This window comes from Leifsonia sp. Soil_N53 (genome assembly GCF_057655165.1).
Genome location: NZ_JBDGMM010000041.1, coordinates 1 through 14,049 on the forward strand (window position 1 = coordinate 1; position 14,049 = coordinate 14,049).

14 protein-coding genes are annotated in these 14,049 nt (G+C 72.6%); 1 reads left to right on the forward strand and 13 read right to left on the reverse strand.

Features of this window, described 5'->3' with window-relative positions; all coding sequences use genetic code 11:
• The 4 genes from AC3A3H_RS04295 to AC3A3H_RS04310 form a co-directional block, all read right to left on the reverse strand.
• The coding region (locus AC3A3H_RS04295) for an NAD(P)/FAD-dependent oxidoreductase (RefSeq protein ID WP_487613307.1) at positions 1 to 1,014 on the reverse strand (1,014 nt) is incomplete at its 3' end.
• Entirely contained in the window at positions 1,011 to 3,116 is a 2,106-nt protein-coding gene (locus AC3A3H_RS04300; protein WP_487613308.1) for a molybdopterin oxidoreductase family protein, read from the reverse strand. The genes AC3A3H_RS04295 and AC3A3H_RS04300, both read right to left, overlap by 4 nt.
• Before the next feature lie 14 nt (positions 3,117 to 3,130).
• Positions 3,131 to 4,555, reverse strand: coding sequence for an MFS transporter (locus AC3A3H_RS04305; RefSeq protein WP_487613309.1), 1,425 nt, complete (start codon positions 4,553 to 4,555; stop codon positions 3,131 to 3,133).
• A gap of 130 nt (positions 4,556 to 4,685) precedes the next feature.
• Entirely contained in the window at positions 4,686 to 5,384 is a 699-nt protein-coding gene (locus AC3A3H_RS04310) for a hypothetical protein (RefSeq protein WP_487613310.1), read from the reverse strand.
• Between the two features lie 623 nt (positions 5,385 to 6,007).
• Between AC3A3H_RS04310 and AC3A3H_RS04315 the strand changes: the two genes are divergently transcribed.
• Positions 6,008 to 6,343: a hypothetical protein gene (locus AC3A3H_RS04315; RefSeq protein ID WP_487613311.1), complete on the forward strand. Its 336-nt coding sequence runs from the start codon at positions 6,008 to 6,010 to the stop codon at positions 6,341 to 6,343.
• Positions 6,344 to 6,357: 14 nt separating this feature from the next.
• On the opposite strand, the gene AC3A3H_RS04320 is transcribed toward AC3A3H_RS04315, so the two are convergent.
• The 9 genes from AC3A3H_RS04320 to AC3A3H_RS04360 all read right to left on the reverse strand — a co-directional run bounded on the left by AC3A3H_RS04320 (position 6,358) and on the right by AC3A3H_RS04360 (position 14,043).
• Entirely contained in the window at positions 6,358 to 6,774 is a 417-nt protein-coding gene (locus tag AC3A3H_RS04320; protein WP_487613336.1) for a four-helix bundle copper-binding protein, read from the reverse strand.
• A gap of 105 nt (positions 6,775 to 6,879) precedes the next feature.
• Positions 6,880 to 7,818 carry a cysteine synthase A gene (gene cysK / locus AC3A3H_RS04325; RefSeq protein WP_487613312.1) on the reverse strand — a complete coding sequence of 313 codons (939 nt, stop codon included), beginning with the start codon at positions 7,816 to 7,818 and terminating at the stop codon, positions 6,880 to 6,882.
• A 37-nt stretch (positions 7,819 to 7,855) separates the two neighbouring features.
• The gene (locus AC3A3H_RS04330) at positions 7,856 to 8,800 is read right to left on the reverse strand and encodes an NAD(P)/FAD-dependent oxidoreductase (protein ID WP_487613313.1); all 945 of its coding nucleotides are present in this window, start codon (positions 8,798 to 8,800) and stop codon (positions 7,856 to 7,858) included.
• On the reverse strand, positions 8,793 to 9,122 hold the full coding sequence (gene fdxA, locus AC3A3H_RS04335; RefSeq protein WP_487613314.1) for a ferredoxin: 330 nt from the start codon (positions 9,120 to 9,122) through the stop codon (positions 8,793 to 8,795). Before fdxA ends, AC3A3H_RS04330 begins: the two co-directional genes overlap by 8 nt.
• Positions 9,119 to 10,507: an FAD-dependent oxidoreductase gene (locus AC3A3H_RS04340; protein ID WP_487613315.1), complete on the reverse strand. Its 1,389-nt coding sequence runs from the start codon at positions 10,505 to 10,507 to the stop codon at positions 9,119 to 9,121. The genes fdxA and AC3A3H_RS04340 overlap by 4 nt, the downstream gene beginning before the upstream one ends.
• 32 nt (positions 10,508 to 10,539) lie before the next feature.
• Entirely contained in the window at positions 10,540 to 11,310 is a 771-nt protein-coding gene (gene cobA / locus AC3A3H_RS04345; RefSeq protein ID WP_487613316.1) for a uroporphyrinogen-III C-methyltransferase, read from the reverse strand.
• The gene (locus tag AC3A3H_RS04350) at positions 11,307 to 12,233 is read right to left on the reverse strand and encodes an ABC transporter permease (protein WP_487613317.1); all 927 of its coding nucleotides are present in this window, start codon (positions 12,231 to 12,233) and stop codon (positions 11,307 to 11,309) included. The genes cobA and AC3A3H_RS04350 overlap by 4 nt, the downstream gene beginning before the upstream one ends.
• A complete protein-coding gene (locus AC3A3H_RS04355) occupies positions 12,223 to 12,975 on the reverse strand; it encodes an ABC transporter ATP-binding protein (RefSeq protein WP_487613318.1) in 753 nt (250 codons plus the stop codon). Before AC3A3H_RS04355 ends, AC3A3H_RS04350 begins: the two co-directional genes overlap by 11 nt.
• Before the next feature lie 3 nt (positions 12,976 to 12,978).
• Positions 12,979 to 14,043 (reverse strand): ABC transporter substrate-binding protein, encoded by a 1,065-nt coding sequence (locus tag AC3A3H_RS04360; RefSeq protein ID WP_487613319.1) that lies wholly within the window; start codon positions 14,041 to 14,043, stop codon positions 12,979 to 12,981.
• Positions 14,044 to 14,049 lie beyond the last annotated feature (6 nt).

Consider the following 14,049-nt stretch of genomic DNA (forward strand, 5'->3'; position numbering starts at 1 on the left):
GGCCGCCTGCCGCCAGCCCGGCCCGATGAGGCCGCTCGGCGCGCCGGGCACCCGGCCGGACGCGTCCGCGTCCTCCGGCGCCGCGACCTGCGCGCAATCCCCGATCGCGAACACGTCGGGGTCGGTCCAGCTGCGCAGCTCCTCGTCCACGAGCACGCCCGCCGAGCAGGCCAGGCCCGCGGCAATCGCGAGCTCCACCCGCGGGCCGACCCCGCACGACAGCACCAGGAGGTCGCCGGGGATGTAGGTGCCGTCCGCGCAGCCGACGCCGTCGAACACCCGACCGCCATCCGTGTCGCGGAAGCCGACGCTCTCGGCCCGGGCGTGGGCGGCCATCCCGACGCCGAGCGTCTTCACGGCGCGGGCGAGCATCCGGCCGCCCGGCTCGTCCAGGTTGCGGGCCATCGGGGTCGGACCGTGGTGGACCACGACAACCTGCGCGCCGTGCTCGGCCGCGAGCAGGGCGAACTCCATCCCGAGCACTCCGGCGCCGAGCACCACGATTGTGCCGCCGCCCGCCACCACCGGTGCGACGGCGTCGGCGTCGGCCAGGTCGCGCAGCGCGACGACGCCGCCGGGGAGCGGGCGCCGGCCGTGATCGAGCCCGGGGCCGGGCGCGGCGTACCGTTCGCGCCTGGCGTGCTCGATGCCGTCGAGGGTCGGGATGTTCGCCCGGGCGCCGGTGGCCAGGACCAGCCGGTCGTAGGGCAGCTCGTCCCCGCCGGAGGTGCGCACCCGCTGCCGCACCCGGTCGATCGCGACGGCCGTCTCGGAGAGGCGGATGTCCGCCCCGGCCGCGCGGGCGGCCGCGGTGTCGGTCACGTCCAGCCGGTCGCGGCGGGCGGCGCCGACCGCGTACTCGGCGACGAGGACGCGGTTGTAGGCGTCCTCGTCCTCGGCGCCGACCGCGACGAGGGAGGCCTCCCCGGCGGCGACCGCAGGCAGCACCTCCTCGACGAACCGGGCTCCGACGGGCCCGTAGCCGATCAGGACGATGCGCAGCGGTCTGGTCATGCGAGGGCCTCCTCTGCTCGGGGGACTCCGGCCTCCACCCGCACCAGGGTCCGCTTGAACTCGGGCATCGCCGAGATCGGGTCGACCGCGGCCTCGGTCAGGAGGTTGGCACACTGCCGGCCGGCGAAGTGGAAGGGCAGGAACACCGTGTCGATCCGCATCCCCGCGGTGAGCAGCGCCGTCGCCTCCACGATCCCGCGGGAGTTGCGCACCCGCACCGGCTCGCCGTCGGCGATCCCGAGCCTGGCTGCCGTGGCCGGGTGCAGTTCGGCGCGCACCTGCGGCTGCGCCGAGACGAGCTCGGGCACCCGGCGGGTCTGCGCGCCGGACTGGTAGTGCTCCAGCAGCCGGCCGGTGATCAGGGTCAGCTCGCCGACCTCCCGGCCGGTCTCGAGCGGGCGCGGCCGCACCGCCACGAGCCGGGCGCGACCGTCGGGATGGCCGAAGCGGTCCGCGAACAGCCGCGGCGTCCCGCGCGACCCCGCCGGGTACGGCCAGTGCGCGGCCTCGTCGTCCCGCAGGGCGTCGAGCAGCGCGTGGCTCAGCCCCGAATAGTCGGCGACGCCCCCCGCGGACGCCCGGGCGAGCTCGTCGAAGACTTCCGCCGGCGACGTCGGCCACACCGACGGCGCTCCCAGGCGGCGGGCGAGGTCGGCCAGGATGTCCAGCTCGCTGCGCACCCCGGCCGGCGGGTCGAGCGCGCGGCGGCGGCGCAGCACGCGGCCCTCCAGGTTCGTCATCGTCCCCTCCTCCTCGGCCCACTGCGTGACCGGCAGCACCACGTCGGCGAGCTCTGCGGTCTCGGACAGGACGAAGTCGCACACCACGAGGAGGTCGAGCGCTTCGAGACCGGCGCGCACGGCTCCGGCGTCGGGCCCGGAGACGACCACGTTCGAGCCGTGCACCAGCAGGGCGCGCACGCCGTCCGGGCGGCCGAGCATCCCGAGCAGTTCGACGGCGGGCACGCCGGGCCCGGGGAGGATGCCGGGGTCGACGCCCCAGACCGCGGCGACGGCCGCCCGGTCGGCCGGGTCGGCGATCTTGCGGTAGCCCGGCAGCTGGTCGCACTTCTGGCCGTGCTCGCGGCCGCCCTGGCCGTTGCCCTGGCCGGTCAGCGTCCCGTAGCCCGAGCCTGGGCGGCCGACGAGGCCGAGGACGAGCGCGAGGTTGATCGCGGCCGTGGCGGTGTCGGTCCCGTCCACGTGCTGCTCGACGCCGCGGCCGGTGAGGATGAAGGTGCCGCGGCCGCGAGCGAGCCGGCGGGCGACCTCCCGCAGCTGGGCGACGGGCACGCCGGTATGCTCCTGCACCCGCTCGGGCCACCACGGCGAGACGCTGCGGCGGACGGCGTCGAACCCGGTGGTCCGCGCCTCCAGGTAGTCGAGGTCGGCCAGCCCCTCGGCGAGCACGAGATGGGTCAGCCCGAGCAGGACGACCAGGTCGGTGCCGGGCGCCGGCTGCAGGTGGAGGCCTCCCCCGTCGGCCGTGAGCTGCGCGGTCTGCGACCGGCGCGGGTCGACCACGATGAGGCCCCCCGCCGCCCGCGCGCCCGCCAGGTGGCCGATGAACGGCGGCATCGTGGCCGCGACGTTCGAGCCGAGCAGCAGGACGGTGTCGGCGTCGTCGAGGTCGGTCACCGGGAACGGCATCCCCCGGTCGACGCCGAACGCCCGGTTGCCGGCGGCGGCCGCCGACGCCATGCAGAACCGGCCGTTGTAGTCGATGCGGGAGGTACCGAGGGCGAGACGGGCGAACTTGCCGAGCAGGTACGCCTTCTCGTTGGTGAGCCCGCCGCCGCCGAAGACAGCGACGGCGTCAGGGCCGTCCTCGCTGCGGATGGCGGCGAGCCGGGAGCCGATCAGGGTGAGCGCCTCCTCCCACCCGGCGGGCTGCAGCTCGCCGTCCCGCCGGATCAGCGGCGTGGTCAGCCGGCCGGGCGTCGCGAGCAGCTCCGCGGAGGTCCAGCCCTTCTTGCACAGGCCGCCGCGGTTGGTCGGGAACATCCGGCCGGCGACGGTCACGGGGGTGGCCGCGTCGGGCGATGGGGTGAGCGTCATGGCGCACTGCAGAGCGCAGTACGGGCAGTGGCTCGGCGCGTCCATCGGGAGGCCGCCGCTCAGATCCGCACCCCGCGGCGGCGACCGTGCACGGCCACCGCGACGGTGACCGCCAGCAGCACGACGTAGGCGGCGACGAACCAGGACAGCCCCGCCTCGTAGCCTCCTGTCGTCGACTTGGAGAGTCCGAGCACCTGCGGGATCACGAAGCCGCCGTACGCGCCGAACGCGGAGACGATCCCGAGCGCCGCGGCCGCGGTCCGCTGCGACGAGACGTCCCCGGCCGAGTGGTGCCCGTCGGCGGCGCCGGAGCGCAGCGCGAACAGGGTGGGGATCATCCGGTAGGTCGCGCCGTTGCCCGCGCCCGAGGCGACGAACAGCACGAGGAAGAATCCGAGGAACAGCCAGAAGTTGTCGAGCGGCAGCGTCACGATGACCGCGAGCGCGCCGAGCGCCATGACCACGAACGCGGCGATCGTGATGGTGCTGCCGCCGAACCGGTCGGCGAGCCGGCCGCCGAACGGCCGGGCCAGCGACCCGACGAGCGCGCCGAGGAAGGCGAGGGAGAGCGTCGCACCGGCGACCGGGAAGGCGCTGAAGCCGGGGAACTGGTCGGCGATGAGCTTCGGGAAGACGCTGGAGAAGCCGATGAACGAGCCGAAGGTGCCGATGTAGAGCAGGGCCATCAGCCACAGCTCGGGCGCGCGGAGGGCGGCGAGCGACGCCTTCACGTCGGCGCGGGCGTTCGAGAGGTTGTCCATCCGCCGCCACGCGCCGACGACGGCGACCAGGATCAGCGGCACCCAGACCAGCCCGGCGAGCGGCAGCTGGAGGGTTGCGCCGGCGCCGATGGTGATCACGATCGGGACCGCGAACTGCGCGACGGCCGCGCCCAGGTTGCCGCCTGCGGCGTTGAGGCCGAGCGCCCAGCCCTTCTTGCGCTGCGGGTAGAAGAAGGTGATGTTCGCCATCGAGCTGGCGAAGTTTCCGCCGCCGAAGCCGGCGAGCGCCGCCACCAGCAGCATCACCGCGAACGGGGTCTGCGGGTTGGCGACGCAGATCGCGAGCCCGATGGTCGGGATGAGCAGCAGCGCCGCCGAGACGATCGTCCAATTGCGGCCGCCGAACTTCGGCACCATGAACGTGTACGGGAACCGGAGCGTCGCGCCGACCAGGCTCGGCATCGAGATGAGCCAGAACGTCTGCGCGGTGCTGAAGTGGAAGCCGGCGTCCGGGAGCGCGACGACGACGATCGACCACAGCTGCCAGACGACGAAACCGAGGAACTCCGCGAAGATCGACCAGCGCAGGTTGCGCTGGGCGATGGCGGCGCCGGAGTCGCTCCACTGCCGGGCATCCTCGGCGTCCCAGCCGTCGATCCAGCGGCCGGGGCGGAAGGCGAGGGACGACGGGGCGGCGGTGGCGGCCGGGGCGGGCGGGGCGGCGGCCGTGGCGGCGGTCGAGGTGGGGACGGTGCTGGTCATCGTGCGGTCCTCCTGCGGTGAGTGGGTGACTCCACGGTAGGAAGACGGTGTTTCGGCGGGTCGCGCGCGGCGTGAAACCTGTGTGACGAAGAACTCTCGGCGGGGAGGGCGGGGTGTGAGGGTGAGGCCTCTACCCGGTCAGTCGAACCACCCACGCCGCGGTGTACGGTTCGGCCAAGCCGGTGTCGGAGGTCTCACTGGGCGCATCGAACGCGGTCCGCAGAGTCGCGATCCGCGTCCCCGGAGCCGCGATGCGGATCGTCACCGTGGTTCCATCCTCCGTAATGTCGCAGGCGCCTGGTTTCGCGCAGTCGAACGCGCTCTCGCTCGACACGTCCGGAGTGCCGTCGGCCTCGAGTCGCGAGTATGCGCTGACCAGGATCAGGGCCGGCCGCACGTCGGTGGCGAGCCGGAACGTTATCGTATCGCCATCGAACGGCGCGCTCACGATCGGCACGGCGGAAGGGTTCGGCGGTGAAATCCGCCGCTCCGCACCCTCTCCCCAGGAGAACTGGGCGACGGTGAGAACAACGCCGTTTCCCGTCACACCCGGGACCTGTGCCGGTGGGTTACGAACGCCGTGCAAGGGTTTCACTTGCTCCTCCGCGGGGCCGGGTGCGGGGACAGCGCAGCCCGCCAACCCCATTGTCAGCAGCATGGACGCGGCCGCCGCCTTCCGGGCCGACCGCGTCCCGACGTCGGCGGCCGGCGACGTCAGCAACCGAACTTCTGAACGGGCGACGACGTGCTCGCCGAGTATGTCCTCCCGTTCTCGACAGACGAATGAGTCGAAGCGCCGTAGAAACTGTTCGTGTTGCTGGTCGAACACGGGTGATGCGGATGGGCGTCGTTGGAGGTGTTCTTACCCGCGGTCTTCGACGTGTCCGACCTCAGCAGGTTCCAACCGAACCACTGCTGGTTGTAGAGGTAGGTCGTCACGGAGGCCGACGTGACGGGGAAGTTGCACCTGGTACGGCCGTGCACCGAGGACTCACTGCCGGATTTGTGCGCATAATCCGTGTGACCGGTGCATCCACCAGGGCTGACACCGACGGAGGCTGCGCGCCCGGCCCGGCCAGGATCGGGCGTCGCGGTCAGACCCGATGACGAGGGGGCGTCGGGCCCCGGGTCAGCCGAGGCCGTGGGATTCGAGTCGTCCGCATAGGCCGGAGCGGCAAGCCCTGCCCCCATGAGAACGGCGAGCCATGCACCCGCCGCCAGCACTACTGCACTCCGCTTCATGTCAACTCCTTGGTGAAATGTGACGTTGACACTCAGTCTATGAGAGTTTTCATTCCAACTTCAAGCGAGGGCGCGCGGCTCACCACCCCCATGCGCCGGCGTCGCATGTTTCACCGTGTGACGCCCCGCGTGACTCCGGCCGTCGGCGTACCTATGCTCGGTACTCATCGCGCACCTGCGCGAACACCCGCCGAACGTGAGAAGGACCCCGTGACCCGTCAGCCCAGCCCCACCGCGAAGGACGCCCTGTTCCGGGCCGCCTCCGGGCAGGGCGCGGACATGTTCGACGACGGTTACGCCCTCCACCCCATCGCACGGCAGGCCGCGATCGCGACCCGGACGCACTGGGCGGACGTGTTCGTCGTCGAGGTGGGCGAGGACGGCTGGATCGAGCTCGCCGACCTGGATGGCCGCAGCCTCCGGTGCTGGCACTACGACGACCTGCGCGCGCTGCTCGCGCCGGGCGCGCCCGTCGCCGTGCACACCCTCTACGGCGTGCTCGCAGCCGGCGACGAGCTGCTCAACGTGAGCCTCGAGCGCCGCTGAACCCCCCGGTCGGCCTACGAGGCCATCATCGGCTTCATCGACGCCAGCATCGCGTCGCACGCGTCCGCGCAGTTCATGCAGACCTGAGCGCACATCTTCGCCGAGGCGCTGTCGGCCATGGCGCCGCAGTCGTCCGCGCAGGCGCGGCACATCATCGACGTGGCCTGGAGCATGGACATCATCGCCGCCATGTCGCGCTCGTTCATCGGCATCGGCCGCAGCATCATCCGCATCATCGTGTTGCACATCTCGGCGCAGCTCATGCACATCGCCGAGCCGGACATGCCCTCCATCGACATCGAGCCCGCGCACATCGTGCACGCCTGCTCGCACGCCGAGCACGCCTCGATACATCGCTGCATCAGGGCCATGTCCATCCCGGCCATCGGCCCCTGGGCCGACTCACTCATCATCGACATCATCCCGGTCATCTCGTCCACAGCGCACCCACCTCCCGCCGGCACGGGAGGCAGGGCGCCTCAGATCGACCGCGCGCGACACCCGCAACGATAGGAGGGTGCGCGCCCGCCCACAAGCTAGTCGAGCAGGTCCTCCCACAGTGCGGTGGAGATGTAGCGCTCGCCGGTGTCGGCGACGATCGCGACGATGGTCTTGCCGGCGTTCTCCGGACGCGCCGCGACCTGGAGTGCGGCCCAGACGATCGCGCCGGACGAGATGCCCGCGAGGATGCCCTCCTCGGACGCGAGGCGCTTGGCCACCGCGATGGAGTCGGGGAAGGCGACGTCGATGACCTCGTCGTAGACGTCGGTGTCCAGCAGCTCGGGCACGAAGTTGGCGCCGAGGCCCTGGATCTTGTGCGGGCCGGGCTTGCCGCCGGTGAGGATCGGGGAGTCGATCGGCTCCACCGCGATCACCTGCACGCCGGGCTTGCGCTCCTTCAGCACCTGGCCCACACCGGTGATCGTGCCGCCGGTGCCGATCCCGGCGACCAGGATGTCGATGCCGCCGTCGGTGTCCGCCCAGATCTCCTCCGCGGTGGTAGCCCGGTGGATGGCCGGGTTGGCCTCGTTGGCGAACTGCTGCGCCCAGATGGCGTTGTCGTTCTCTGCGACGATCTTCTGGGCGGCCTCCACGGCCCCGCGCATGCCGTCCGGGCCCGGGGTGAGCACGATCTCGGCGCCGAACGCGCGCAGCAGCACCCGCCGCTCCTTCGACATGGTCTCCGGCATGGTCAGGATCACCTTGTAACCGCGGGCGGCGCCGACCATTGCCAGGGCGATGCCGGTGTTGCCGCTGGTGCCCTCCACGATCGTGCCGCCGGGCCGCAGCGCACCGGACTTCTCGGCGGCGTCGATGATCGCGACACCGATCCGGTCCTTGACGCTGCCCGCGGGGTTGAAGAACTCCAGCTTGACCAGGACGGTCGCATCGGAGTCGGCGGCGAGCCTGTTCAGCTTGACCAGGGGCGTGCGGCCGACGGCCGCGGTGATGTCCTCGTAGACGTTCGTGGGCATGGTCTCTCTTTCGTCGTGGGTCGGGATGCGGGGCGGATCAGAGGCTGACGGCGACAGGGCGCGGGGCGAAGGCGGTTACGCCGTGAAGGTCGTCGACGATGGCGGCGGCGGTGCGCGCGCCGTTGCCGGCGGCGATGATCATCTGCTGCGGCCCCGGGACGGCGACGTCGCCTGCGGCGTACAGCCCGGGGATCGAGGTCCGGCCGCTGTCGTCGGTGATCAGGAAGCCGTCGGCCGACTCCTGCGGGCGGAGGTCGTCGATGAAGCCGGTCGCGACCGTCCACGTCGGCCGGACGAAACCGCCCTCGACCGGGATGGACCGGCCGTCCGCCAGCTGCACGGAGCTGACCGCGCCGCGCTCACCGTCGAGGTCGGCCACCGCGGTGCGCTCGACGCGGATGCCGAGTGCGCTGAGCGCGGTCTCCTCGTCGGAGGTGACCACGTCGGCGGCATTGGTGAAGACGGTGAGGTCGGCGGTCCAGCGGGCCAGGTGCACGGCACGGCGGGCGAGGTCCGGCGTCTCGCCGATGAGCGCGAGCGGCCGGCCGCGCAGATCCCACGCGTCGCAGGCCACGCAGCTGAACACGCTCATGCCGTAGTAGGAGCGGATGCTCGGCAGCGCGGGCAGCGTCTCGGTGAGGCCGGTGGTGAGCAGGACCGCCTGCGCCGTGACCGTGTCGTGCTCGCCCGGGCCGCGGCCGGCGATCTCGACCTGGAAGGCGTCGGCGTGCGCGCGGACGGAGGTCACCGACCGCCGCTCAAGGTGCGCGACGTTGTCATAGACCGCCAGTTCGGCCTTGGCCAGCGCGCGCAGCTCGGTGGGGCGGATGCCGTCGCGGGTGAGGAAGCCGTGCGAGCGGAGGGTGGCCGAGTTGCGCGGCCGGCTGGCGTCCACGAGCACGACGTCCACCAGGGCGCGCGCCAGGTTGAGGGTGGCGGACAGCCCGGCCGGGCCGCCGCCGATGACGACGACCTCAGGCAAGCGATTCCTCCAGCGGCGGCAGCGCGGCGATCAGTGGGTGGTCGTACGGCTGCGGGCCGACCTTGGCGGCGCCGCCGGGGTTGCCGAGCTCGCTGAAGAACTCGACGTTGGCGGCGTGGTAGTCGGCCCACTCCTCCGGGAGGTCGTCCTCGTAGTAGATCGCCTCGACCGGGCAGACCGGCTCGCACGCGCCGCAGTCGACGCACTCCTCGACGTTGATGTAGAGCGAGCGCTCGCCCTCGTAGATGCAGTCGACCGGGCACTCGTCGATGCAGGCGCGGTCCTTGACGTCCACGCAGGGCAGCGCGATCACGTACGTCATCGGACGATCACCTCGCGGTTCGAGATCGAGACCTGCTCGTCGCGCGGCACGACCTTGATCCGCTCGCGCACCGTCTCGCCGTCGAAGCCCTCGCCCAGGGCGCGCTCGTGCGCGTCGAGCGCCAGCCAGCCCTCCCAGGTGGTGTAGCGGACACGACGGGACTCCAGGAAGTCCAGGACGGCCTCCTCGTGCGGGCGCTCGTCGGCGGCCAGGCTCTCGAAGTCCTCCAGCAGTTTCTCGATCGTCTCGCCGGCGTCGCCCTTGGTGTGGCCGATGAGGCCGACCGGTCCGCGCTTGATCCAGCCGGTGGCGTACAGACCGGGCACGGGTGCGCCGCCGTCGAGCACGCGGCCGCCGTCGTTCGGGATGACCCCGCCGACCTCGTCGAACGGCACGTCGCGCACGGGGGTGCCGCGGTAGCCGATCGCCCGGTAGACGGCCTGCACGTCATAGTCGACGAACTCGCCGGTGCCGCGGATGCCGCCCTCGCCGTCCGGCTCGGTGCGCTCGAAGCGGATGCCGGTCACGGCCTCCTCGCCGAGCAGCTCGACAGGCTTGTGCCAGAAGTGCAGGTGCAGGCGGCGCGGGGCGTCGCCGGGTTCGCGATCGCGCCACGACTGCAGGATGCGCGCCATGACCTTCGCCTGGTTGCCGGCGGCACGCCGCTCGCCGGTGGTCGCGTCGTCGCCCGCGCGGTCGAAGTCCTCGTCGTACAGCACGATGTCGACGCCGGGCACCTCGCCCAGCTCGCGCAGCTCGATCGGGGTGAACTTGATGTCCTCCGGTCCGCGACGGCCGAAGACGTGCACGTCCTCGACCGGGGAGGCGAGCAGCCCGGCGTGGACGTTGTCCGGGATGTCGGTGGTCAGCAGGTCGGCCGGGTGCTTGGCGAGCACGCGGGCGACGTCGAGCGCGACGTTGCCGTTGCCGAGCACCGCGAGTTGCGCGGCGTCGAGCGGCCAGTGCCGCGGCACGTCGGGGTGCCCGTCGTACCAGGAGACGAAGTCGGCGGCGCCGAAGCTGCCCGGGAGGTCGAGCCCGGGCAGGTCCACGACGGCGTCGCGCTGCGCGCCGGTCGCGAAGATGACGGCGTGGTAGAGCGACTGCAGTTCGTCCACGGTGATGTCGGCGCCGACCTCCACGTTGCCGATCAGGCGCACCGAGCCCTCGGCGAGCATGTCGTGCAGGGAGGTGACGATGCCCTTGATCCGCGGGTGGTCCGGGGCGACGCCGTAGCGGATCAGGCCGTACGGAGCCGGAAGCGACTCGAACAGGTCGATGCGGACGTCGATGCCGGCCTCGGTGGCGCGGGTGCGCAGGATGTTGCCGGCGTAGATTCCGGCGGGTCCGGCGCCGACGACGGCCACGCGGAACGGTCGGGTCATTGGGGTGCCTCTCTGTGCTGTTCGGTGCTGTGCTATTCGGTGCGGTGCTGTTCGGTGCTGTGCTGAGCTGCGGGGATGGGGAGGAGATCGGGGTCGGCGAGCCGTACGACGTCGCCGACGACGATGACGGCGGGCGAGCGCACGCCGCGCGCGGCGGCGTCGGCGGCGATGCTACCGAGCGTGCCGATGGTCACGCGCTGGCCGTCGCCGTAGCCGTCCTCGACGACGGCGACCGGGCAGTCGGCGCCGCGGCGTCCGGCGGCGAGGGTGGCCGCGGTGGCGGCGAGCCCGGAGACGCCCATCAGCAGGACGACCGTGTGCTCGGCGCCGCCCGGCACCTCGTCGATGTCGGTGTGCGCGGACAGCACGGTGAACCCGGCGGCGACGCCGCGGTGCGTGACCGGGATGCCGGCGATCGACGGCACGGCGATGGCGCTGGTCACACCGGGCACGACCTCCACCGGGATGCCGGCGGCACGGCAGAACTCGGCCTCCTCGCCGCCGCGCCCGAAGACGAACGGGTCGCCGCCCTTCAGCCGGACCACGCGCTTGCCCGCGCGGGCGTGCTCGACCAGGAGCTCGTTGATCCGCGACTGCGGGACGGGGTGGTGATGCGGCTGCTTGCCGACGTCGATGACCTCGGTGTCGGGGCCGAGGTCATCGAGCAGGGCGCGCGGGCCGAGCCGATCGGCGATGACGACGTCGGCTGCGGTGAGCAGCTGGCGGCCGCGCACGGTGATCAGGTCGGGGTGGCCGGGGCCGCCGCCGACCAGGGCGACGGAGCCGGTGTTCTGGAGGCTCATCGGGTCGCTCCCGTGAGGCCGCGGCGACGCAGCAGCCGGCGCTCGATCGGTGCGAACACGGCCAGCTCGATCACGATCCCGACGACGAGGATGGTCAGGATCGTCGCGAGCACGGAGGGGAGGTCGGCGAGGTCCCGGCTCTGCTCCAGCATCGCTCCGAGGCCGAAGCCGAGCGAGCCGGCGATGATCTCGGCGGCCATCAGCGACCGCCACGCGAACGCCCAGCCCTGGCGCAGCCCGGCGACGTAGCCCGGCAGCGCGGCCGGGAAGAGGATGCGGGTCTGCAGCCGGCGGCGGTTCGCGCCGAGCACGACGCCGACGCGGCGCAGCTGCGGCGGCACCTGGTCGATGCCGGCGAGGAGGCCGTTGACGATCGACGGGACCGCGCCCAGCAGCACGACGAAGTAGATGGCGGCGTCGGTCAGGCCGAACCAGAGGATCGCGGCGGGAACCCAGGCCACCGACGGCAGCACCTGGAGGCCGGAGAGGATCGGGCCGACCGCCCGGCGCAGCCAGCGCACCTCGGCCAGCAGCAGCCCGAGCGGGGTGGCGATCACAATGGCGAGCAGAAAGCCGAAGCCGCCGCGGCCGAGGCTCGTGCCGATGGCGGTGGCCAGCCGCCCGGAGCCCGCCGCGCTGCCGAGCGCGGAGAGCACGTCGGCCGGGCCGGGGTAGAGGTCGGGCCGCGGGTGGGCGATGACGGTGTACAGCTGCCAGGCGATCAGGGCCGCGAGCACGAAGACCGTGGTCGGCACGACGGCCTTGGCGATGCGGCGGCCGCGGTGCGGCGCCGCGTCCTTGGCGGTCTGCAGCGAGTCGAGCCCGGCCTCCAGGGCGTGCAGCTCGGAGGTCTCGGACCCGGAGCGCCGGGGCGCGGGCGCGACGGCCGGGGTCAGGGAGGTGGCGGTGGCTTCAGGCGGCATTGCGGATCAGCTCCTCTCGCAGCCGGCGGGTGATCGCGTCGTCCAGCCGGGCGGTCTCCACCGGGTCGGCGCCGGCGCGGACCTCGGCCGGGATCCGCCACTCGGCGGCCACGCGGCCCGGCCGCGAACTGAGCAGCACGATGCGCTGCCCGAGGCGCAGGGCCTCCCGGACGTTGTGGGTGACGAACACGATCGTCCGGCCGGTCTGCCGCCAGATCCGCTCCAGCTCGACGTGCAGGAGGTCGCGGGTGATCGCGTCGACGGCGGCGAACGGCTCGTCCATGAGCAGCACGTGCCGGTCCTGCGCGAGCGCGCGGGCGAGGGCGACGCGCTGCCGCATTCCGCCGGACAGCTCGTGCGGACGGCGGTCGGCGGCGTGCGCGAGCGAGACCAGCTCCAGCAGCTCGTCGGCGCGGGCCCGGCGCTGATCGCGATGCACCCCGCCGAGGTCGAGGGCGAGCTCGACGTTGCGGCGCGCGGTCAGCCAGGGCAGCAGCGCGGCATCCTGGAACATCATCGCCACCGGCCCGCTCGGCACGGCGATCTCGCCGGTGGTCGGCCGCTCCAGCCCCGCGATCAGGTTCAGGATGGTCGACTTGCCGCACCCGGACGCCCCGAGCAGGCACACGAACTCGCCGTCGCCCACCCGGAGGTCCACGCCGTCGAGCACGACGGGCGCCTGGGCGCCGAAGCGCTTGCTCACTCCTGTCAGCGTGACGGCGGTGCGGTCCTGGTCGCTCATCGGTTACCCCAGGCCACCGGCGGAGACCGTCGCCTGGCCGGCGGCGCTGCGGATCGCGTTGAGGGCAGTCAGGTCGAACAGGCCCTTCAGCGATCCCTTGGTTCCGAGGCCGACCGCGGTGGCGTGCTGCACGAGTGCCGGGAAGGCGGCGGCGTCCGGGTCGGTGTCGAAGGCGACGTGGTCGAGGGACCGGGCGATCACGCCGGTCGCCAGGGTCTTGCCCGTGTCGGCCTTCAGCTGGGCGTTGATGTCGTCGGCTGCGGTCGCCCGGTCCTTGAGGGCGGCCACGGCGTCGGCGTTGCCCTTCACGAGCGCCTTCACCGTCTGCGGGTGCGCCTTCACGAACGCCGTGGAGACGGCGAGGACGGTGGTCGGGAACTTCCCGCCCGGCCACAGCGACGCCTCGTCGACGAGCACCTTCGCGTTGCCGTCGATCACGAACCGGGACACCCACGGCTCCGGCACCCAGGCGCCGTCGATCTTGCCCGCCTGGAACGCCGTCAGCGCCTGCGCATTGTCGGTCGGGGCGATGGTGAGGTCTCCCCCGCCGGTGGTCGAGGTGTGCAGGCCCTTCTTGGTCAGCCAGTAGCGCAGCGCGACATCCTGGGTGTTGCCGAGCTGCGGGGTGGCGATCGTCTTGCCCTTGAGCTGGTCGACCGAGGTGATGTCGCTCTTCACGACGAGCGCAGCGCCGCCGAGGGCGACGCCGGAGACGATCTTCAGCGACTGGCCTGCGCTCTTCAGGTAGGAGTTGATCGCCGGGCTCGGGCCGATGTAGGCGGCGTCGATCGCACCGGCGCTGAGCGCCTCGATCTCTGCGGGACCGGCGTTGAACTGGGTGGTCTTCAGCGTCGTCGTGCCGAGCGCCTTCTGCAGCAGCCCGTCGTGGATGCCGACCAGCCCGGGCGCGTGGGTGACGTTGTCGAAGTAGCCGACCCGGATGGTCGACGCGGGGCTGCCGCCGGCGGGCGTGTTCGCGGCCGTCGCGCCGGCGCAGCCGGTGAGCGCTGCGGTCGCGGCGGCGAGGAGCAGGACGGCGGTGCTGGCGGTGCGTAGCGGGATGCGCATCGGGAG